The sequence below is a fragment of the Streptomyces sp. NBC_00569 genome (assembly GCF_036345255.1).
In the GTDB taxonomy this organism is placed as follows: domain Bacteria; phylum Actinomycetota; class Actinomycetes; order Streptomycetales; family Streptomycetaceae; genus Streptomyces.
This window is the reverse complement of the sequence record NZ_CP107783.1, coordinates 471,330-490,954: the sequence shown is the minus strand read 5'-3', so window position 1 is coordinate 490,954 and position 19,625 is coordinate 471,330. Positions and strand designations below refer to the sequence as shown.

The following is a 19,625-nucleotide window of genomic DNA, read 5'->3' as shown; positions in this document are numbered from 1 at the left end:
GAGGAACGGCTCGTTTTCCTAGTTACCCAGATCGCCGGCTCCCCTTCCATCCACGAAGAGTCCCGCGGCGCCTGTGCCGGCGCCGAGTTCGGAGTTACGGCAGTGCTTTTCGACGTCACCCGCAGCGAACTCGCCGACATCTTCGGCGAGGACCGGCTCGCGACCCTGCCCGCCACCGCCTTCCCGCCCCGCACCGTGGACACCGAGGGCGCCCGGCTGCTGCAGACCGTCGGCGCCCCCACCGGCACGCTCCGCCTGCGTGAGCCCGACCAGAACTCCGGCCGGCTGCCCCTCGTCCAGGACGTCGTCCACGCCGAGGACTTCGAGGACGCCTCGCGGGACGCGGGCCAATGGCCCGTCATCGGCCTGCTTCTCAACGCCCACCTCGCCCTCGACCCCGGTTCCGGCACGGTGCACGCCTTCGATCCCGACGAGGAGACCGTGCGGCCACTCCACACGGATGTCTCCTCCCTCCTCCACGTCACTCTGCGGTTCCAGCGCCTGCTCGAGGAGTTCACCTTCAGCGGCGAGGACGACGACGAGGAAGCCGACTTCGAGCGCCTGGAACGCGAGGTCGAGCGCATCCTTCAGGAGGCGGGCGGCATCGACCCGCTCCCCTTCGGGGACGACGGGACCGTGTGGTCGGTGGTCGGCGAGGAGATCGCCATGGGCCAGCGTTTCAAGCGCAGCAGTCCGGGAGCCCGCTCGCTCTACGGGTGATCGCTGACCGATGTCGCCCCGTATCGCGTGGTCTCCACGCTGCGCGGATCCCCTGTCCTGCGGACCGGTCTCCTCCTCGACAGGCTGAAATCCCTCTGAAGGGCAGTTGAGAGGCCGGAGACCCGGGCCGAGCCGCGGGTCAGCCCTCCGCGCCCCACGGCCGCAGCTTCTCGGGGTTGCGGACCGCCCAGATCCGGGTGACGCGTCCGTCGGAGACGTCGAACGAGGCCACGGTCATGACGACGCCGGCACGCTGGGCCACCAGGCCCGGCACACCGTTGACCGACCGCTCCAGGAGTTCGAGCCCCGGTGCCTTGTCGGCGATGGCGACCATGTACTGGGCGATGCGCGCGCCGCCCTCGACCGGGCGCAGGACGGTGCCGACCATGCCGCCGCCGTCGGCGGTCATCACGGCGGCCGGGTTGAGGAGGCCGACGAGGGCTGCGATGTCCTTGGTCTCCCAGGCCTCTTTGACGTGCTTGACCACGTCGGCCTGGCCGGTCGCCGTCACCGGAGCGTGCGCGACGCTCACCCGCCGCCGGGCGGAGGCCGCCAGCTGCTTGCAGGCCGCGGGGGTCCGGCCGAGAACACCGGCGATCTCGGCGAACGGGTACCGGAAGACGTCGTGCAGGACGAACGCCACCCGTTCGGCGGGCGTCATCGACTCCAGGACGACGAGGAAGGCCATGGACACCGACTCGTCCAGGACGATCTGGTCGGCGGGATCTGCTGGGCCGGTGGGGTCGGCGCCGAGCGCGCGGCCCCACTCGGTGCGGTCGGGCAGCGGTTCGGGCAGCCAGGCGCCGACATAGCGTTCACGGCGGGCCCGTGCCGAGCCGAGCAGGTCCAGGCAGATGCGGCCGGTCACCGTCGTCAGCCAGGCGCCGGGGGACAGGATCTCCTCCTGCCGGCTTCGCGTCAGCCCGTACCAGCGTGCGTAGGCATCCTGTACGGCGTCCTCGGCCTCGGTCACCGAACCGAGCAACCGGTAAGCAACGTTGATCAGTTGGCGTCGCTCGCCGGCTATCTCATCTGTGCTGACCCCGACAGTCCCCATCCGGCCGCCCCCTCGCCTTACCTTTCGCAGGCCCGCGTCGTCGGGCTGGTGAGACCTTATCGATCTGCTGCCCGAGGGCGGAAAAGGGGACTGTGACATGGCCACTGAGGTCAAGCCGACGGCGACGGGGTACGCGCGGCGCAGCTACTCGTTCCTGCAGATCGCGATCGCGCTGCAGACCCTGACGATCTTCCTTCAGGCGGTCTCCGCCGGACTGCTGCTGACCGCGTCGTACGGAGAGACACTGCACAGTGTCGGAGCCCGTGTGATGTACGGGGCGTCGATGCTGTACGTGCTCGCGGCGGTGCTGGCGTGGAAGCGGGGCGGCGGCTCACCCCGGCCGATCTGGCACGCGTCGGGATTCCTCGCGCTCGCCTCGGTCCAGGTGGTGCTCGGCATCGCGCACGTTCCTTCGGTCCATCTCCCTCTGGGCGTCTTGATGTTCGGTCTGAGTGTGCTGGCTCTGGCCCGGCGCTGAGGTCCGGTACGGGAACCGCCTGGAGCGCTGCACGAGCGTGAGACGGGGCAGCTCCTGCCTTATGGGGCCGCCGGGCCTGAGGGGCGCTGAACGTCCAGGACGACGGCCGTTCCGGCGACGGTGCGGTCCTCATGCATGGTGATGGCCTGACCGGGCCGAAGGTGCGTCCAGTTGGACGGGGTCAAGGGGGCGAGACGCACCGTGGCCCGCGCGCCGGGCTCCATGAACGGAGCGAACTCCACCCAGAGGCCGGCAACGTAGAGGTCCGGTTCGCCCGTCGGGGTTCGAGGCCCGATGTTCCACATGGGCCGAAGGACGCCGGCTCCCGAGAAGGGAGTCTGTCGGCGAGCGTGGCGGGCAGGTCTGAGGTCGAGGTCGGCTCGTATGACGCCGTGCTGTGCTTCGTGGCAGCGCCAGTGGCACCAGGCCGCGCTCCTCTCCAGCCGCATCTGCTCAGCTGCGGTGGCGAGGGCCTGCCAGAAACTGAGTGGAAGCGGGTGGCCGTCACCGAGCTCCTCCAGCAGACCGAGAGCCACTTCCCACTCGTCGTGGGTGAGGTGTTCCCAGACGTCGTTCACCGTGAGGTCGTTCTCGGTGGCGCTCTCTTCCGGGACCAGCAGGGAAGCCGCTTCCAGCAGCCTGGGAACGTCCATGTCCCGATTCTGGATGGTGGGTTGATCCTGTGGGCCTGCAGGTCTCCGCTTCGCGGGCACCGACGAGGGTTTGGGGGAATGATCAGGTCACTTCTTGTGGATCTTCCCAGAGCGCGGAAGGATGCCGCCATGGTTTGTGAAGAACCGATCGCTGAGCCAGAGACAGCGTAGGCGTTGGAGTTCGAGCAGTTGGCTCCTTTCTTGGCCGAGCGGCCGAGCCGTGCAGCCGTCGAGCCGCCAGAGCCTGACCGGACCGCGACGCGCACGCGGATGGTCAACTCCGGCCCCCTGAAGCCGCCCCGGTGCCACGAACCCCCTCGAAGCTTCAACTGAAAAGAACCGCATGCCGGCGGCGGACGCCGTCCGGGGTCAGGAAGAGGTGTCATGAAACAGGAACACGAGTTCTTTGCGGGGGACGCTGCGCCGTGGCGGGAAGCCGCGCAGCCGGGCACCGAGGAGAAGGTGTTGTCGCGGGATCCTGATGATCCGGCTGTGCTGACCCGGCTTGTGCGATGGCTGCCTGGTCTGGACACCAGCGCCGCCGGCGTGATCACTCACGACTACGTCGAGGAGGTGTACCTGCTGGAAGGCGACCTGGTCGACCTCACGCTCGGGCAGACGTTCGGGCCGGGCCACTACGCGAGCCGCCGGCCCGGTATGCGCCACGGCCCCTATCGCACCCCGGCAGGCTGCACGATGCTCGAAATCCGGTACCGCGCCTGATCTGCGAGAGGTGCGGGCGGTGCGGGTGGGGCGGTCGAACGGTCCGCCTCCGCCGCCATGCCGGCCCGCGCGAGCGCCGTGCGTGCCTCCTTGGGCCCCCACGGACCTGCGGCTTCGGACGCCTCGAGCGTCCACAATTCCGTCCATGCCCCGGCGACCGCAACGCCGGCCGCCTCGGCGACCCGCCGGGTCAGCCCAGGTCGAGCACCACCTTGCCGATCGCCTCGCCCGTGCGCAGCCGCGCCACCGCGTCTTCGAGCTGGTCGATGCCGTAACGCTCGTACGGCAGCGTGAGTTCGCCGGAGGAGAGGTCCGGCAGGAGGCGCACGACCTCCGCGGCGACCTCCTTGCCGCGGCTGATCATGTTGACGGGGAGCAGCGAGACGTCGGCGAGGAAGAAGTCCGCGAGATCGAGGGTGAGTTCACGGCCTGCGGTGTAGCCGACGAGCGCGGCCCGGCCGCGCGGGCGGACCAGGCCGAGGGCATCGCGCAGGATCGTGCCGCCGACCGTGTCGATGAGCACGTCGACCTTGCCGCCGATCGCCTCCTCGGAGAGGTCGGCCGCGAGGACCGCCTTGGCGGCGTCGGGGACGTGTGGCAGTTTGGCCGGGCGGCCGACCACGCCGACGACCTCGGCCCCTGCCCGGGCGGCCAGCTGCACCGCCGTCGCGCCGACCGCGCCGGACGCGCCGGTGACCAGGACCCGCTCGCCCGGACGCACTTGGGCGATCGGGTGCACGGAGGCCCAGGCCGTGCCGACAGGGGAGAAGTAGATGCAGGCCAGCACGGGGTCGGTGCCGTCCGGCATGATCTCGACGGCGGCGTCGGGCACGAGCGCGTGCTCCGCCCAGGCGCCTGCGCGGCTGAGCCCGAGACCTTCGCCACGCACCCGGACGAGCGCGCCCTCGGGGTGGGTGTCGGAGGCGAGGACGATGCCGCTGCCTTGTGTGCCAGGGATGGAGGGCAGGTCGGGCAGGATGCCGAACTGTCCGTCCAGGACGTTGAGGTCCAGGTGGGCGACCGTCGCCGCCTTCATCAGTACGAGGGTGTGCCCGGACTGCGGCTCGGGGACCGCCCGTTCCACGACATGCGGAAGGGAGCCGAACTCCTCCAGGAGCAGGGCTCGCGATGTGGGTGTGGATGCGGCTGAGGTGGTGCTCACTTGGTCCCGTTCTCCGATCTCGCGGTTTCCGCTGATGTGCCCGTCGTTCATACCCTAGCTCCGTACTTGTGGAGTACACGTATCGCGATGGTGTGCAGGGTCCGGTCGTACACGAACCCCAGGATCCCGAGGGTCGGAACGCCGACGAAAACCCGGTCGATCCGCCCGTGGTTGCGCGACGTCCAGATCGGTGAGCCCCGCCCGACCTGCGAGGTGGCGATCTCCCGAGACGGTCGTGAGGAAGCTGCCGCCGTCGCCATCGGCCGAAGAGCCTGCACGCCGCTCGGTGAGCCGATGATGGACTGTCAGGAAGATGAAGCGTGATCGGCCTCGACGATCAAGAATGCGATGCCATGCCTGATATCTGATGCCTCAGGCCTCTCCCTCACCTGCCTCCGCACGACGTCTCCCGCGCGGACGTGGCCAACGGGACGGGCTGACAGTCGTACCTGCAGTGCCGCGGCATCTACGGTGAGGCGTGTGACGCTGAGCGCAAGATCTCTTTTCCCGGTCAACATCACGCTTGGAGTGATGCTGGTCGTACTGCTCGCGGTGGCGGCGGGGGTTGCCTACTGGTTTCGTCTGTCTCCTGACTCGTCCGAGGGCAGGCCGCGGGAGATCCTGGTCGCGGGAGTGCGTGCGGCGGCTCAGCTCGCCGCGGTGTCCGTGGTCATCACCTGGGCAGTCACCACGGTGGCGGGCCTGGTCGCGTTCCTGGTCGTGATGTTCGGCGTCGCGGTCCGTACGGCAGGCCGACGGCTGACCAGTAACCGCACCTGGTGGCTGACCGCCGCACCCATCGCCGCCGGTGTCGTCCCCACGGTGGCCGCATTGCTGCTCACGGGACTGGTTCCCCTCAAGGGCCTCGCGCTCGTTCCGATCACCGGCATTCTCATCGGCGGCGCCCTGACGGTGACGGTCCTCGCCGGGCGCCGCGCCCTGCACGAGTTGGAACAGCGCCGCGGGGAGGTCGAGGCCGCGATGGCACTGGGCTTCCTCGACCGCGACGCGCGCATGGAGATCGCCCGGCCCGCGGCGTCGGACGCCATGCTCCCGGGCTTGGACCAGACCCGTACGGTCGGCCTGGTCACGCTTCCCGGAGCGTTCGTGGGCATGCTGTTGGGCGGTGCGAGCCCGGTGATGGCCGGGGCGGTGCAGCTCTTCGTGCTGATCGCCCTCATGGCCGTGCAGGCCATCGCTGTCGCCGTGACCGTCGAACTCATCGCTCGACGGCACCTGTTCCGCCCTGACGCGCACAGGCACTGAGGCCCGGACCCCCGGTCGTCCATACCGGAGCGCACTCATCGACGCAGGTGGGCGAGTTCCAGGAACTCGTGCAAGTCATGCGCGGCTTCCAGCACGCAGACGCTGCTCACCCCCACCAGCGCTCCGGCCGCGGCGAGGAGGTGGGCCGGTCTGCGTGGGGGAGGCTCGAGCAGGGCCGCGACTCGGCGGGGGATGACGCCCGGGGCCGGGCTGCGGCCGAGAACCCCCAGGGCCGCTGAGGGCAGGCGCAGCGCGCGGGTTCGTTTGGTGGCCACGGCAGCTCTGGCCACGGTCTCGGCGACGGCGCGCCGGTCGCCGGTGTGGAGTGCGGCGTACTCGTCGGCCCACCGCTCGACCGTGTAGGCGACGGACGTGGCCAACGGGCGGAGCAGCGGGTTGGCGGCGGCCGAGATCTGGGCGAGCGTGACGAACGCGTAGTGATGGTGGTTCAGGTGCGCCCGCTCATGGGCCAGGATGATGTCGTGGCCGGTGGGGTCGAGAGCGTCGAGCATGCCGTGGGAGATGACGATGCGGCCGGGCAGTCCGGGCATGGTGTAGGCGTCGGCGTGCCGGTCGTCGGTGATGACGACCGATCCCCTCCCGGGCAGGCAGGCCGCTTCGAGAGCGGCGGACCACAGCGCCCCGGCGCGGCGCACGGTGAGACGGACGGTGGCCGCCACCGCGAGGGTCAGCAGAACGGCTCCCGCGAGGGCGGCGGGCCAGGCCGCCGGGTCCTCCCGGGCGATCACCGAGGGCGAGTAGCCCTCAAGCGCGTCGATCAGGGGGAGACGCACCAGTCCGGCCACGGCCAACAGGCCGAGGACCATGGTGCTGGACACGGCCAGGATCAGTGTGGCGGCGGTCAACAGCCACGTCGCCAGCCGCGGTTCGAGGCGGCGGGCCAGCGGGCCCGCGCTCAGGCCGGCCAGCGCGGGCAGCAGCAGCGGCAGGTAGACGGCCAGGTGCATCGGTACGTTTCCCCGCTACCCGTTGTTGCCGTCGCTGCCCAACAGGCGGCGCAGCAGGTCTTCGTCGTCGTCGGACAGCTCACCCACGAAATGGGTCAGCACAGAGGCGCGGTCGGTGCCTGCCGCCATCACCTGATGCATGTGCCTGGCCGTCAGCCCCGACTCGTCAAAGACGGGTGCGTACGCGTAACTGCGACCGACCGGAGTGCGTTCGAGTACGCCGCGGCTGTGCAGACGGGCGAGCGTGGTGGCCACGGTGGTGTGCGCGGGGGACGCCGACAGGAGTTCAGCAACGTCCCCGGGCGTCAGGGCGCGTCCGGCCGAGTGGAGCAAGGTGAGAATCTCGGACTCCAGCGCGCCGTTGGCCCGGCGCCTGCCACCTGCCTCGGAAGCATGTCCCTGAGCACCCAACGCCGTCCTCCTGTCTTCCTGGTCTACAGTCACCCGTATCTTCTATTCGCGAATAGAAGACAATGTGTCCGCCGGCCCCGCTGTCACGTCCCTGCGTGGGGTGGACCCCGCTCACAGGATGCCTGATGCCCTCTTCGTCTGCCCACAGCCCTCGGCGCGACAGCATGCCGTGGTGGCCTGCCGTGACAGTCCTGGCAGTGTGCGGTGTCCTGCTCGGGACCCTGTTCGCCGCGGTCGCGACACGGGCGTCGCCCTTCGCGCTGGATACGGCCGTGCACGGGTGGGTGCTCGACCACCGTCCGCCCTGGGCACGGCAGTTGGCCACCGTCGTGACCGACACCGGCAGCGGCGCGCCGGCCTACGCGCTGGCGGCACTGGCCGGGGCACTCGCGCAACGCACCACCTACTGGCGAGGCGCCCTCGCGGGGGTACTCGCCCTGGCCTCCGCGCAACTGCCACGTATGGCACTGGCCTCGGCACTGGCAAGGCCGAGACCGCCGGCCGCGGACTGGGCGGCTCAAGCCGGCGGATGGTCCATGCCCTCCGGCCACACCACGACGTCCATGGTGGTCGCCCTCCTGCTCACCCTCGCCGTGCACCGCAGGGTGCAGGGCCGAGTGCGGCCGATCCTGCTCGCCGTCCCCGCGATCTGGGCGACCACCGTGGGCCTCACCCGTGTCTACCTCGGCATGCACTGGCCGACCGATGTCGCGGCCGGATGGCTGCTGGCCGCCTGCTGGGCGGCGTCGGCGACACTCCTTGTTCTTCTGTGGCGGCGCCGGGCCGACCACGCACTCTCGATGGAAAGGCAGTACACGTGAGCGCCATCAGCATCGGACAGGCCGTGATCCTGGGCGTGGTGGAGGGAGTGACGGAGTTCCTGCCCGTCTCCTCCACCGGCCATCTGAAGATCACGGAAGGGCTGATGAACATCCCGGTGGACGACAAGTCCGTCGTCGCGTTCACCGCGGTGATCCAGGTCGGCGCCATCGCCGCGGTACTGCTCTACTTCTTCAAGGACATCGTCCGGATCCTGGGCGCATGGGGACGCGGCCTGCGCCACCGTGACCAGCGCTATCACCACGACTACAAGTTCGCCTGGTGGGTCATCTACGCCACCATTCCCGTCGTCGTCGTCGGGCTGGCCGCCAAGCCTCTGATCGAGGGCCCGCTCGCCTCGCTCTGGGTCGTGGCCGCGTCGTTGATCGTCGGCAGTGGACTGATGTGGGCCGCCGACCAGATGGGCCGGCACAAGCGTGGTGAGGACGACACCAGCCTGAAGGACGCCATGCTCGTCGGCTCCTCCCAGATCCTCGCCCTTCTCTTCCCCGGCTTCTCGCGGTCCGGGGCCACCATGTCCACCGGGCTCATCCTCGATCTGGACCGCGTCGCCGCCACCCGCCTGTCCTTCTTCCTCGGCATCCCCGCGCTCACCGGCGCCGGCGTGTACGAGCTCAAGGATGCCGTCGGGGCCGGTGCGGACACCGCGCCTCTCATCGTGGGGACCGTGGTCTCGTTCATCGTCGCGTACGCGTCCATCGCGTGGCTGCTCAAGTACGTCGCCCGGCACAGCTTCAACGCCTTCGTGATCTACCGGATCGTCGTGGGCGTCCTCCTGTTCGCCCTTCTGGGCGCCGGAGTCCTCAACGCCTGAACAGGCCACGGTGCGGCGCCGCCGGCCGTCGCCGTGCCGGGCAGCCGGCACAGCGATGGCACCGCCGCGGTAGCCGTCGAGGAGGAACGTGTGAGCCGCACGGCGTGACGGCACCGTCCGTGCCGACGGACACCTGAACGCATCCTGAATGCCGTGCGGCACGGCACGCACCACCCCGCCCTGGGGGAGCACAGTGGGCGGATGAACAACTGCGTGGCCCGGCGCATACCGGCCTTCCTTCCCGCCTCTGCTCCTGCGACGGAAGAAGGCCGCCCTGAACACCCGAAGCGCTGCCCGGTCCGACAAGGCGACCGACTGGTTACGACGCCGGCTCGGCCGCGGAGTCGTCCTGTCCTACGCGGCCGCCCTGCTCCTCCCGGGCCCCGGACTGTGGCTGCGCCGAGCCCACTCGCTGCCCCTCGGCGCGAGTGGCCACCTGTCCTTGACCACCGCACCGCTGCTGCTCTCCCTGGTGCTCTTCTCGGCCGGACTCCAGGTGCCGCTACGTGCGCTGGGGACCCTGCTGCGCTGTCCGATCCCCCTGCTGGCCGGGCTCGTTCTGCACCTCGCGATTCCGCTCCTCGCCATCCCCGTCGTGGCGTTCCTGCTGCGGCGGACGCCCGACACCGACGGGGGCAGCGGCCTGGTCACCGCGATGATCCTGATCGTGGCCATGCCCGTCGCCGCCGGAGCCACGGTGTGGACCGGCAAGGGAGCCGGTGACCAGCCGACCATGGTCGGGCTCGTCCTCGCGTCCACCCTCCTCAGCCCGCTCACCATCCCCCTCGTCGCCGGTGCCCTGGTGCCGCTGCTCCGAGGCGGCTACGCCGACGCGCTCACCCGGGCCCTGCACGCCGGCGACGGGGGATTCGCCCTGGTCGGAGTGGTCCTGCCGTGCACGGCAGGCATTGTGTGCCGCCTGGCGCTGCCGGCGCCGTGGCTGCGCCGGGTGCTCGGCGTCGGCGTACCCGTTGCCCTGGTCGGTTCATTCCTCCTCACCTACGTCAATGCCTGCGGCGCCCTCGGCTCGTTCCTGGCCCACCCGCGTCCGCTGCTGCTCGCCGCCGCACTGGCCGTGGCGGCGAGCGTCTGCCTGCTGTCGTTCACGGTCGGTCGCGGAGCGGCGCGTCTGCTGGGACTGGACGCTCCCGCGGCGTCGTCCCTCACGCTCGCCTGCGGCATGAACAACAGCAGCGCGAGCGCGGTCCTGATCACCACCACGCTGCCCGACAAACCACATCTGCTCCTGCCGGTCCTGGCCTACGGGCTGCTGCAGAAGACGGCCGCCGGCCGGGTGGTACGGGGACAGCGGTTACGTGCCCTCGGCTCGCACCCGACGGCTCACGCCTCCTGACCAGCGGTCGGCCGGGACGGCAGCCGCAGAGTCGCTCCGTGCCCACATGGCTGGGGCGCGTAGTACCCCGGTACCACCCGACCGGCCCCCTTCAGCCCCCGGTACCACGGGATCGGGGCCATCGCGGTCTTAGCGTTGCGGAGGAGGCGTCAGGCGTGTCGAACAGCGCAGTCCGAAAGAGAGAGAAGCCGATGATCGACGCACAGCAGCTCACGAAGAGGTACGGGGAGAAGACAGCCGTCGACGATCTGGACTTCACCGTGAAGCCGGGCACGGTCACCGGATTCCTGGGACCCAACGGCGCGGGCAAGTCCACGACCATGCGCATGATCGTCGGGCTCGACGCGCCGACGAGCGGCTCCGTGACGGTGAACGGCCGCCGCTACGCCCGCCACCAGGCGCCCCTGCAGGAGGTGGGAGCGCTCCTGGAGGCCAAGTCGATCCACCCGGGCCGCTCGGCAGGCAACCACCTCAGGGCGCTCGCGCTCACCCACGGCATTCCGCGCCGCCGCGTCGACGAGGTCATCGAACTGGCCGGTCTCGGCAGCGTCGCGCACCAGCGGGCCGGTGCCTTCTCCCTCGGCATGGGGCAGCGGCTCGGCATCGCCGCCGCGCTGCTGGGCGATCCGCAGACGGTGATGCTGGACGAGCCCGTCAACGGTCTGGACCCAGAGGGAGTGCTCTGGATCCGCAATCTGCTGACCTCCCTCGCGGCCGAGGGACGGACGGTGTTCGTCTCCTCGCACCTGATGAGCGAGGTCGCACTGGTGGCGGACCACCTGATCATCGTCGGCAGGGGACGGATGCTGGCCGACACGACCGTACGGGACCTCGTCCGCGAGGCGGGCGGTGGCACCGTCAAGGTCGCGACGCAGCACCCGACCCGGCTGCGGGACGTGCTGTCCGGTCCTGGCGTGGAGGTCATCGGCCGCGTCGGCTCCGAGGAACTGCAGGTGACCGGGATGACCGCCCGCGAGATCGGGCTGAGGGCGGCCGAGCACGGAATCCCGCTGTTCGAACTGACCGCGAAGACGGTGTCGCTGGAGGAAGCCTTCATGGATCTGACCAGGGACGCCGTGGAGTACCACGGTTCCACGACCGACGCCGACCCCTCCGGGAGCGCAGCATGAGCACTCTCACGGCAACCCCCGACACCCCCGATACCCCCGAGTCCGCGCAGGCCGCTCCGGCCGGGCCCGTCTACCGCGTGACCGGACGGGGTGTGCTGCTCTCGGAGTGGGCCAAACTCTGGTCCGTGCGCTCGACCTGGATCACCCTGGGACTGGGCCTGCTGTTCCTCGTCGCCTTCGGCGTCATCGCCGCGAGCCACTACAAGTCCGGGCTCGGCTCCGGCCGTCCCATGGAGGGCGACTTCGCCTCCGCGACGGCCGTGAGCCTGTCCCTCTTCGGCACGAACTTCGCCCAGTTGGCCCTCGGCGTACTCGGTGTGCTGATCACGGCGGGGGAGTACGCCACCGGCATGATCCGCTCGACCCTCGTCGCGGTGCCGTGCCGGCTCCCCGTGCTGTGGTCCAAGGCGGCGGTGTACGGGCTGGTCGCGCTGGTGGTTGCCACCGTCGGCGCGTTCGTCGCCTTCCTCGCCGGAAGCCGGATCGTCTCCGGCACGCCCGCCGCCATGGACCTCGGCCACTTCGGTGTCGTACGCAGCCTGCTGGGCGCCGGCCTCTACCTCGGTCTGGTCGGTGTGATCGGCACGGCCCTGGGCGCGCTGCTGCGGTCCGTGGCCGGCGGCATCTCGGTACTTGTCGCCGCCCTCATGCTCGTCCCCGGACTGATCACTTTGTTGCCGAGCTCGTGGCAGGGCGACCTCGACCCCTACCTCCCGAGCCACGCCGGCGCGTCGATGTTCGCCGTGGCCCACGACTCCACCACCCTCTCGCCGGGAGCCGGGCTCCTCGTCCTCCTCGGCTGGACAGCACTGGCGCTGGCCGGAGCGGCGTACCGGCTGCTGCGCAGCGACGCCTGAGACATTGCCTCCGCATCAGGGGACGGACCCGCATCCTGGACCGGACCCCCATCAAGGGCTGGTGAACTCCGTGACCACCGAAGACCTCTGCGGGATGGGGCCGTTGGTCGCCCGGCTCGGCCGGGGCGGCGAGTGGCTCCGGCACGCCGACCGGGCCCGTCCGTGGGTGTCGGACACCGTGGTGGTGGTCCTGGTCTTCCTGGTGTGCTGCCTGCCGGATCTGCTGCAGGGGGGCGCCGGGGGCGGCGACGGTCCGCGCCGGTTGCGCGTGGCGTTCGTCCAGCTCCCCACGGTCGGCATGCTGGCCCTGCAGGCCGGGCTGGTGCTGCCGCTGCTGTGGCGGCGGCGATCGCCCACGGCGGCCTTCGGTGCGGTCACGGCCGTGTTCGTCCTGCAGTGGTGTCTCGGTGCAGCCCTCCGCGCGGATGTCGCCCTCTTCGTCGCCCTGTACAGCCTGGCCCTGCACGGGCGGCTGCGACAGCTGCCGTGGGCATGCGCGGTCATGGCGGGTGCGGTGGGCCTGGTCGCGGTGCGGGTCTCGCCGGCGGTGTCGGTATGGGACGCCCTCTTCTTTCTCCTCAGCACGGCGACCGCGGCCCTCGCGCTCGGCCTGATGATCCGGATCCGGCGGGCTCAGCTGGCCGGCCTGCGAGACCGTGCGGCCCGGCTGGAGATAGAACGCGACCAGCGCGGCAGGCTCGCCGTCGCGGCCGAACGGACGCGGGTGGCCCGCGAGATGCACGACATCGTCGGCCACAACCTGTCGGTGATCGTCACACTCGCGGACGCGGGTGCCTATGCCACAACCGTCGCGCCGGAACAGGGCAGGGAGGCCCTGCACCTCATCGGCGACACCGGACGCCAGGCCCTCGGGGAACTGCGGCGCCTGCTCGGCGTGCTGCGCGAGGCGGACGGCCCGCGCACCGAGCCCGAGCTGAGCCCGCAGCCCGGGCTCGCGGACATCGACGCGCTGTGCGAGGGGGTCCGTGCCGCCGGCCTGGACGTGATCTACCGTACCGGCGGTGACGTCGACGCCCTCGACAGCGGCGTGCAGCTGACCGTCTATCGCATCGTGCAGGAGGCACTGACGAACACGCTGAAGCACGCAGGCGCGGACTCGCGCGCGAACCTGGCGATCGTCGTCGAGAACACGCGGCTGACCATCACCGTCCAGGACTCCGGCCCAGCCGCTCCGGCCGGCCGGCGGGGACCGGCGAACGAGGAAGGACACGGCCTGGTGGGCATGCGGGAACGAGTCGCTCTCTACAGGGGACACGTCAGCGCCGGTCCCGCCGGCGCGGGATGGACGGTGCGGGCCGCACTCGACCTCGCTCCCCAAGGCGGTGCCGGATGACCACCGTGCTCGTCGTCGACGACCAGCCTCTCCAGCGGTACGGGCTCCGCATGCTCCTCGACTCAGTGCCCGAGACAGAGGTGGTCGGCGAGGCCACGCACGGAGCCGACGCCGTGCGCAAGGCCGCCGAACTCCGACCCGACGTCGTCCTCATGGACGTACGCATGCCGGGCATGGACGGCATCGAGGCCACGCGCCGCATCGTCGCCACGGGCGACCGCTCCCGCGTCCTCGTCATGACCACCTTCGACCTCGACGAGTACGTCTACGCGGCTCTGCGCGCCGGAGCCAGCGGCTTCCTCCTCAAGGACGCCCGCCCCGAGGAACTCCTGGCCGGCATCCGTGCCGTCGCCGTCGGGGACGCGGTGATCGCTCCGGCACTCACCCGCCGCCTGCTGTACGAGTTCGCCCGACTCGTGCCACCCCGCGCGAACGGGTCGGACGAGGAGCCGAAGCTGAGCTCCCTCACCGACCGCGAACGCGAGATCCTCGTCGCCGTCGGCAAAGGCTGGACCAACGGAGAGATCGCCACCCGCTTCGTCCTGTCGGAGTCCACCGTCAAGACGCACGTCGGCCGCGTCCTGTCCAAGATCGGCGCCCGCGACCGCATCCAGGCGGTGATCTTCGCCTACGACCACGGCCTGGCCCGGCCTCATGGGTGCTGATCCGACGGGCCGGCGGCGCCGATCGCATCGCTCACCTCACGACTGGACCGACGACCGGGAGATCCGGACGACGCCGCCCGGTCGGTGGGTCCGCATCGTGACGGGGCCGGGGTCGTGGAACCACGCACCCGCTCCCATCAGCACCGGGGCCCCACTCCGCAAGGGGGCAGCCATGGAGTCGCGGTGGCCGCCAGACACCCGGTGACGGCTGTGCGGGCCTGGTCCTGCCCTGCGAGTGCCACAATCGCGCTGTCACTGTGGGCCGGGTTCCTCAGCGGGACTCAGGGATGCAGGGTGGGCCGGTAGACGAGCTCCTGGATGTGGCCGTCGAGCGTCCGGTGGTCGATCAGCTCGAGGTCGAAGTCGGCCGCACCCTGGAAGATCGGTTCCAGCCCGGTCCGACCGGTGATCACAGGGAAGAGCGTCACCTGGACACGGTCCACCAGACCGGCGGCCATCAGGGCCCGGTTCATCGACAGACTGCCGTGCGAGCGCAGCGGTGCCTCGGACTCCTCCTTGAGCCGGGCGACGACATCGACGGCGTCGCCGCTCACGACGGTCGCGTCAGGCCAGTCGAGGGGCCCTTCCAGGGTGGTCGACACCACCGTTGCCGGCAGGCTCCTCATCCGTGTGACCCATGGGTCGCGCACGTCGGAATCCTCGGTGCTCGAGGCCAGCATCTGCGCGAACGCCCGATAGGTGTTCGCCCCGAAGACCATCCGCTGCTCCTCGTCGTACAGGCCGAGGCGGTGGTCGAGGAGCTCGGGGCCCTGCTTGCCCCAGTAGCCGGTCCAGTCGCCACCGGCGGCGCCGAAGCCGTCCAGGCTGGAGAAGACGTCGAAGGTGTAGGCAGCGGTCATGATGCGCTCCTCAAGTGCGGTTGATCGCGTGTTGGGAATACAGACCGGCGACCACAGCGAGACTCATCGCCCTTGGACTGACGGGGTCGGCCGCCCCGATGCGGCCCCACAGCCTTGACCACGGCCACGAAGGTGGAAGGTCAGCGGGATCGGCGGCACAGCGGGCGAGAAGAAGAGCATGGCACGCCGCCCCACGGGTCCTGACGTTCCCTCGCCCACTCCTGGTGCCGTGTCACAGGGGCCGACCACCGCTATGAATGGCCACCTGTCGCTACGAGTCACCGCCGGATCGTCGGTGAGCGTGGCAGAGCGCTCCAGTCGGTATCCGAGTGCCTGGCCTGGCCTCTTGAGCGCCGGAGTTGGCGCGTGGACACCGCTTGCGCGCCGCTGATCTCCACTGCTGTCCTTGGTGACGTACGGGGTGGTCAGGGGTGGCGGAGAGTCGGGCCGCACGGTGTGACGGGATCTCGGGCGGGGACACGAATCGGCCGTCCGGTGGGGGCTGGTTCCTCGATCGGGGCCTGTCGGGACCGCCGCCGCGGGGCGAGCTTGACTTCGAGTGCACTCCAATTCGTAGCGTGCGGTCATGAGCGACAACAGCACTCCGCAACACAAGATCGGTTCGGGCTTCGGTGCCCGGAGCACCGCCGATGACGTCCTCGAGGGCATCGACCTCACCGGGAGGCTCGCCCTGGTGACGGGCGGCTACTCCGGCATCGGCATCGAGACCACACGCGCACTGACGAAGGCCGGTGCCCGCGTCGTGGTCCCGGCCCGCCGGGTCGGCGCGGCGCAGGAGAACCTGGCCGGGATCGACGGTGTCGAGGTGGCCGAACTCGACCTCGGCGACCTGGACAGCGTGCGCGCCTTCGCCGAGGGGTTCCTCGCCACGGGCCGGCCTCTGGACATCGTCATCGACAGCGCGGGGATCATGGCCTGCCCCGAGACCCGGGTCGGACCGGGCTGGGAGGCCCAGTTCGCGACCAACCACCTCGGCCACTTCGCCCTCGTCAACCGCCTGTGGCCGGCGATCGAGCCGGGTGGCGCCCGCGTCGTCTCGGTCTCCTCCACCGGCCACCATGCCTCGCCCGTCCGCTGGGACGACGTCCACTGGCGCAACGGCTACGACAAGTGGGAGGCGTACGGCCAGGCCAAGACGGCGAACGCGCTGTTCGCCGTGCAGCTCGACCGCCTCGGCCGGGACCGGGGCGTGCGGGCGTTCTCGCTGCACCCTGGCGGCATCCTGACTCCCCTTCAGCGGCATCTGCCGAAGCAGGAGATGGTCGAGCGGGGCTGGATCGACGAGGACGGCAACCTGCTCTATCCCGATGCTTTCAAGACACCGCAGCAGGGTGCGGCCACGCAGGTGTGGGCGGCGACCTCCCCCCAACTGAACGGAATGGGCGGCGTCTACCTGGAGGACTGCGACATCGCCGAGCCCGCCCCGGCGGACGGCACCCGGGTCGGCGTCAAGGAGTGGGCCACGGACCCGGAACAGGCCGCCCGCCTGTGGACACTGTCCGCCGAACTGACCGGCGTGGACGCGTTCGCCGCCTGAAGACGGGGGGTTCGAGCGGCGGCGCCCGGATTCCTTGTCACCAAGTGCGGACAGAACACGATGATCAACTCCCGCCCGGGTGCCACCTCACGGGGTGTACCGAACGGCAGATCCTGCCGGTCGCCGTGCGGAAGCAGGCGGACGTGCCGCATCGTGGTTCGCACGGGGGATACACCCATGACCAGTCGCCGTGCTCGCCGTACCGTCCGCTCGACCGGCCGTCACCGCTTTCTCGCTGACCGCCTGCCAGAGCGGGGGCAAGGACGCCGCCTGCGGATTCGGAGAAGAGTGTCTCCGAATCCGCCTCCTCCACCGGTGACGGTGGCACGCCCAGTGGCGCCAAGTCCGGTACGGACAAGGCCCGGAGCGGCACGCGGACCGAAATGCCCGCCTCGCACTGCACCGGCCGCCACGGTCGAGGCGAACCAGCGCGACGCCGGGCTCGATGCCAACGGCGTGTACATCGCGCTCAGCGCCGGTGGTGTGATCGACGTCCACCAGTAAAGCGCGCACCCCTAAAGTCTGCCGGGCCGCGCGGTGGAGCCACGTACCCGTGGCTCCACCGCAGTGGTGGAAACCTTCGAGTGGTCCTGAAGCCCTCCCGTCCCGCGTGAGCTGTCATCGCGGGCTCCCCCGGGTCAGCCCCGTGCGACCGCGATCGACCCTGCCAGCCGTTCGCCCGCCTCGTACACCATGTACGGCACCCCGTGCTCAGTCCCGAACGACGGTGCGGCCTCTCGGCCGTTCTCGGGGGCTGCGGAGTGGGAGTCGTAGATGACGCCCAAGTGGCTGCGGCGGGAGAGTCCGCGCCACGGGCTCAGCACGACCCAACGGTCAGGGGGTCAGCACGACCCCAACGGTCAGGGGGTCAGCACGACCCTGCCGAACACCTCGCCCGCATCCATCTTCCGGTGGGCCAGAGCCGCTTGGTCCAGGGGCAACACTTCGTGCACGGTCGTGCGCAGGTCTCCGCGTGCGGCATCGGCGAACTGGGACGACCGCACGGCCTGCCTCTCGGGACCGGGCACGGTGTCGGAGCTGAAGGTGGCGAACGACAGCGACCTGCGAAAGGCATCCATCAGCCGCGTGCCGAAGTCCGCCGGCGGCTGCCCGCCGACCACGCCGACGGCGACGAACCGCCCGTTGGAGTTCAACCGGTCCAGGAAAAGCGGCAGTTGGGGGCCTCCCACGACATCAATCACCACGTCGTAGGACGACGGCGCGTCCGGGCCGCCCTCCCCAGAGCGGTCCAGGACATGGGTCGCGCCCAGGTCCCGCAGGCGGGCGCCGCGCTCCGCCGATGAGGTGGTGACCGCCACCGCGCCCGCGCCGCCCCTGGCTGCGAGCTGGACCGCCGTGATCCCGATGCTGCCCGCCGCGCCGCGCACGAGCACCGTCTCGCCGGACGCGAAACGGGCCCGGTCCAGGGCGAAGTGGGCGACCACGCCGGAGCCGCCGAGAGTCACCGCGTCGGCGACGTCCAGGCCGTCGGGCAGCGGAAGGACATCCTCGACCGCGGCGACGGCCTCCTCGGCGTACCCACCGGAAAGGCCGGTGAACGCCCACACCCGCCGCCCCGTCCACGAGGCGTCCACACCCTCTCCCACCGCGGTGACGCTTCCCGCGACCTCGCTGCCGAGGAGGTGGCCCTCCCGGAAGCCGTATCCGGCGAGCGTTCCCCGGCGGATCACGGCATCCACGCCGCCCACCCCGATCGCCTCCACAGCGATCCGCATCTGCCCCGGTGCCGGGACGGGCTTCGGCAAGTCCACGATCTCCAGGCCATCCGGATCTCCGAACGTCCTGATCACAACGGCTTTCATCTCGGCTCCTCTGGTCGGTGGATGGATCTGGATGAACGGGGTGCGGCCGCAGCGGTCGTGAACGGCAAGACGGCACCACGCCGAGGCGCCACGGCAGAGTGCCGGGCCAGGGCGGCACCACCGCAACCGGACCGTAACGGACGCACCCGTCCGCTTGGCTAAAGTGAGAAACCATGACCGGCCATTTGCCTCATGCTGCGCGCTCCGACGCCCGGGACAACCGTGCACGCATCCTCGATGCCGCCCGCGCCGTGTTCGGCGAGGAGGGGCTGAACGCGCCCATGCGTCAGGTCGCCCGGCAAGCAGGCGTCGGCCCCGCCACGCTGTACCGGCACTTCCCGACCAAGCAGGCCCTGATCGCGGAAACCTTCGCGGAGCAGCGGCGAGCCTGCCACACGGTTGTCCGTGACGCCCTTGCGGACTCGGACCCGTGGCGCGGATTCCGCGGCCTGGTCGAGCAGATCTGCGAACTCCACGCCTCCAGCCGGGGATTCGCCGACGCCTTCATGACGGCCTTCCCCGAGGCCATGGACTTCGCCGCCGACCGAGAAGGGATGCTGCGCGCGGTCGCCGAACTGGCCCGCCGTGCCAAGGAGACCGGCCAGTTGCGCCCCGGCTTCGTCGTCGACGACCTGATCCTGATGCTCATGGCCCATCGGGGCGTCCAAGACGCGCCGTATGCCGCCCGGCTCACGGCCTCCCGCCGCTTCGCCGCCTACATGATCGAGGCGTTCCGTGCCGTACAAGAGGGAAAAGTGCCTGCGCCGCTGCCTCCGGCTCCACGCCTGCGGCTCCCGCATGCACCGATCACACCGTGACCCTCTCGTCAGCAGCCCTGTCGGCCTTTGCAGTTGGCAGCCTGATCGGTCACTGGCCGCGGCCAGGTGGGGAGAGGCTGGTTGTCTGCGATCTGCGTCAGCTCGGCCGCGGTG

The 19,625-nt window shown here is 70.5% G+C and carries 21 protein-coding genes; 13 read left to right on the top strand and 8 right to left on the bottom strand.

What is annotated here, in order from left to right:
* Window positions 1-102: 102 nt before the first annotated feature.
* Window positions 103-720, top strand: a complete 618-nt coding sequence (locus OHO83_RS02270; protein ID WP_330278520.1) for an SUKH-4 family immunity protein — start codon at window positions 103-105, stop codon at window positions 718-720.
* Between the two features lie 139 nt (window positions 721-859).
* Here the strand turns inward: OHO83_RS02270 and sigJ are convergent, their stop codons facing one another.
* On the bottom strand, window positions 860-1,777 hold the full coding sequence (gene sigJ, locus OHO83_RS02265) for an RNA polymerase sigma factor SigJ (RefSeq protein ID WP_330278519.1): 918 nt from the start codon (window positions 1,775-1,777) through the stop codon (window positions 860-862).
* Between the two features lie 97 nt (window positions 1,778-1,874).
* Between sigJ and OHO83_RS02260 the strand changes: the two genes are divergently transcribed.
* Window positions 1,875-2,255: a hypothetical protein gene (locus OHO83_RS02260; RefSeq protein ID WP_329431787.1), complete on the top strand. Its 381-nt coding sequence runs from the start codon at window positions 1,875-1,877 to the stop codon at window positions 2,253-2,255.
* Window positions 2,256-2,314: 59 nt separating this feature from the next.
* On the opposite strand, the gene OHO83_RS02255 is transcribed toward OHO83_RS02260, so the two are convergent.
* Window positions 2,315-2,908: a hypothetical protein gene (locus tag OHO83_RS02255; RefSeq protein ID WP_266679459.1), complete on the bottom strand. Its 594-nt coding sequence runs from the start codon at window positions 2,906-2,908 to the stop codon at window positions 2,315-2,317.
* 384 nt (window positions 2,909-3,292) lie between these two features.
* Here OHO83_RS02255 and OHO83_RS02250 point away from each other — a divergent pair, with 384 nt between their 5' ends.
* Window positions 3,293-3,631 carry a cupin domain-containing protein gene (locus tag OHO83_RS02250; protein ID WP_266679461.1) on the top strand — a complete coding sequence of 113 codons (339 nt, stop codon included), beginning with the start codon at window positions 3,293-3,295 and terminating at the stop codon, window positions 3,629-3,631.
* Between the two features lie 190 nt (window positions 3,632-3,821).
* Here the strand turns inward: OHO83_RS02250 and OHO83_RS02245 are convergent, their stop codons facing one another.
* A complete protein-coding gene (locus OHO83_RS02245) occupies window positions 3,822-4,844 on the bottom strand; it encodes a quinone oxidoreductase family protein (protein WP_266679463.1) in 1,023 nt (340 codons plus the stop codon).
* A gap of 429 nt (window positions 4,845-5,273) precedes the next feature.
* Between OHO83_RS02245 and OHO83_RS02240 the strand changes: the two genes are divergently transcribed.
* Complete coding sequence (locus tag OHO83_RS02240; protein WP_330278518.1) at window positions 5,274-6,059, top strand: ABC transporter permease; 786 nt, start codon at window positions 5,274-5,276, stop codon at window positions 6,057-6,059.
* Between the two features lie 35 nt (window positions 6,060-6,094).
* On the opposite strand, the gene OHO83_RS02235 is transcribed toward OHO83_RS02240, so the two are convergent.
* Window positions 6,095-7,027 (bottom strand): M56 family metallopeptidase, encoded by a 933-nt coding sequence (locus tag OHO83_RS02235; protein WP_330278517.1) that lies wholly within the window; start codon window positions 7,025-7,027, stop codon window positions 6,095-6,097.
* A gap of 15 nt (window positions 7,028-7,042) precedes the next feature.
* Window positions 7,043-7,438, bottom strand: a complete 396-nt coding sequence (locus tag OHO83_RS02230) for a BlaI/MecI/CopY family transcriptional regulator (protein WP_266679469.1) — start codon at window positions 7,436-7,438, stop codon at window positions 7,043-7,045.
* A gap of 182 nt (window positions 7,439-7,620) precedes the next feature.
* Between OHO83_RS02230 and OHO83_RS02225 the strand changes: the two genes are divergently transcribed.
* The 7 genes from OHO83_RS02225 to OHO83_RS02195 all read left to right on the top strand — a co-directional run bounded on the left by OHO83_RS02225 (window position 7,621) and on the right by OHO83_RS02195 (window position 14,452).
* Window positions 7,621-8,259 carry a phosphatase PAP2 family protein gene (locus OHO83_RS02225; RefSeq protein ID WP_266679471.1) on the top strand — a complete coding sequence of 213 codons (639 nt, stop codon included), beginning with the start codon at window positions 7,621-7,623 and terminating at the stop codon, window positions 8,257-8,259.
* Window positions 8,256-9,092, top strand: coding sequence for an undecaprenyl-diphosphate phosphatase (locus tag OHO83_RS02220; RefSeq protein ID WP_266679473.1), 837 nt, complete (start codon window positions 8,256-8,258; stop codon window positions 9,090-9,092). The genes OHO83_RS02225 and OHO83_RS02220 overlap by 4 nt, the downstream gene beginning before the upstream one ends.
* 274 nt (window positions 9,093-9,366) lie before the next feature.
* Window positions 9,367-10,446: a sodium-dependent transporter gene (locus tag OHO83_RS02215; protein ID WP_330280702.1), complete on the top strand. Its 1,080-nt coding sequence runs from the start codon at window positions 9,367-9,369 to the stop codon at window positions 10,444-10,446.
* Window positions 10,447-10,637: 191 nt separating this feature from the next.
* Window positions 10,638-11,576 carry an ABC transporter ATP-binding protein gene (locus OHO83_RS02210; RefSeq protein ID WP_330278516.1) on the top strand — a complete coding sequence of 313 codons (939 nt, stop codon included), beginning with the start codon at window positions 10,638-10,640 and terminating at the stop codon, window positions 11,574-11,576.
* The gene (locus OHO83_RS02205) at window positions 11,573-12,433 is read left to right on the top strand and encodes an ABC transporter permease (RefSeq protein ID WP_266679477.1); all 861 of its coding nucleotides are present in this window, start codon (window positions 11,573-11,575) and stop codon (window positions 12,431-12,433) included. Before OHO83_RS02210 ends, OHO83_RS02205 begins: the two co-directional genes overlap by 4 nt.
* 94 nt (window positions 12,434-12,527) lie before the next feature.
* Window positions 12,528-13,787 carry a sensor histidine kinase gene (locus tag OHO83_RS02200; RefSeq protein WP_405638206.1) on the top strand — a complete coding sequence of 420 codons (1,260 nt, stop codon included), beginning with the start codon at window positions 12,528-12,530 and terminating at the stop codon, window positions 13,785-13,787.
* Entirely contained in the window at window positions 13,784-14,452 is a 669-nt protein-coding gene (locus OHO83_RS02195) for a response regulator (RefSeq protein WP_266679481.1), read from the top strand. The genes OHO83_RS02200 and OHO83_RS02195 overlap by 4 nt, the downstream gene beginning before the upstream one ends.
* A gap of 281 nt (window positions 14,453-14,733) precedes the next feature.
* On the opposite strand, the gene OHO83_RS02190 is transcribed toward OHO83_RS02195, so the two are convergent.
* Window positions 14,734-15,312 carry a dihydrofolate reductase family protein gene (locus tag OHO83_RS02190; protein WP_266679483.1) on the bottom strand — a complete coding sequence of 193 codons (579 nt, stop codon included), beginning with the start codon at window positions 15,310-15,312 and terminating at the stop codon, window positions 14,734-14,736.
* 586 nt (window positions 15,313-15,898) lie between these two features.
* On the opposite strand from OHO83_RS02190, the gene OHO83_RS02185 reads away from it, so the two are divergent.
* Complete coding sequence (locus tag OHO83_RS02185; RefSeq protein ID WP_266679485.1) at window positions 15,899-16,870, top strand: SDR family NAD(P)-dependent oxidoreductase; 972 nt, start codon at window positions 15,899-15,901, stop codon at window positions 16,868-16,870.
* Window positions 16,871-17,508: 638 nt separating this feature from the next.
* On the opposite strand, the gene OHO83_RS02180 is transcribed toward OHO83_RS02185, so the two are convergent.
* Window positions 17,509-17,694, bottom strand: coding sequence for a hypothetical protein (locus tag OHO83_RS02180; RefSeq protein ID WP_330280839.1), 186 nt, complete (start codon window positions 17,692-17,694; stop codon window positions 17,509-17,511).
* A gap of 36 nt (window positions 17,695-17,730) precedes the next feature.
* Window positions 17,731-18,693, bottom strand: a complete 963-nt coding sequence (locus OHO83_RS02175) for a zinc-binding dehydrogenase (protein ID WP_266679487.1) — start codon at window positions 18,691-18,693, stop codon at window positions 17,731-17,733.
* 173 nt (window positions 18,694-18,866) lie between these two features.
* Here OHO83_RS02175 and OHO83_RS02170 point away from each other — a divergent pair, with 173 nt between their 5' ends.
* Window positions 18,867-19,511, top strand: coding sequence for a TetR/AcrR family transcriptional regulator (locus OHO83_RS02170; protein WP_330278515.1), 645 nt, complete (start codon window positions 18,867-18,869; stop codon window positions 19,509-19,511).
* The last annotated feature ends 114 nt before the right edge of the window (window positions 19,512-19,625 follow it).

Bases quoted from the DNA above. Each gene is read 5' to 3' on its own strand.
- sigJ (WP_330278519.1), bottom strand. From the start codon at position 1,777: ATGGGGACTGTCGGGGTCAGCACAGATGAGATAGCCGGCGAGCGACGC.
- OHO83_RS02260 (WP_329431787.1), top strand. From the start codon at position 1,875: ATGGCCACTGAGGTCAAGCCGACGGCGACGGGGTACGCGCGGCGCAGC.
- OHO83_RS02255 (WP_266679459.1), bottom strand. From the start codon at position 2,908: ATGGACGTTCCCAGGCTGCTGGAAGCGGCTTCCCTGCTGGTCCCGGAA.
- OHO83_RS02250 (WP_266679461.1), top strand. From the start codon at position 3,293: ATGAAACAGGAACACGAGTTCTTTGCGGGGGACGCTGCGCCGTGGCGG.
- OHO83_RS02245 (WP_266679463.1), bottom strand. From the start codon at position 4,844: ATGAACGACGGGCACATCAGCGGAAACCGCGAGATCGGAGAACGGGAC.
- OHO83_RS02235 (WP_330278517.1), bottom strand. From the start codon at position 7,027: ATGCACCTGGCCGTCTACCTGCCGCTGCTGCTGCCCGCGCTGGCCGGC.
- OHO83_RS02210 (WP_330278516.1), top strand. From the start codon at position 10,638: ATGATCGACGCACAGCAGCTCACGAAGAGGTACGGGGAGAAGACAGCC.
- OHO83_RS02205 (WP_266679477.1), top strand. From the start codon at position 11,573: ATGAGCACTCTCACGGCAACCCCCGACACCCCCGATACCCCCGAGTCC.
- OHO83_RS02200 (WP_405638206.1), top strand. From the start codon at position 12,528: ATGGGGCCGTTGGTCGCCCGGCTCGGCCGGGGCGGCGAGTGGCTCCGG.
- OHO83_RS02195 (WP_266679481.1), top strand. From the start codon at position 13,784: ATGACCACCGTGCTCGTCGTCGACGACCAGCCTCTCCAGCGGTACGGG.
- OHO83_RS02190 (WP_266679483.1), bottom strand. From the start codon at position 15,312: ATGACCGCTGCCTACACCTTCGACGTCTTCTCCAGCCTGGACGGCTTC.
- OHO83_RS02185 (WP_266679485.1), top strand. From the start codon at position 15,899: ATGAGCGACAACAGCACTCCGCAACACAAGATCGGTTCGGGCTTCGGT.
- OHO83_RS02175 (WP_266679487.1), bottom strand. From the start codon at position 18,693: ATGAAAGCCGTTGTGATCAGGACGTTCGGAGATCCGGATGGCCTGGAG.
- OHO83_RS02170 (WP_330278515.1), top strand. From the start codon at position 18,867: ATGACCGGCCATTTGCCTCATGCTGCGCGCTCCGACGCCCGGGACAAC.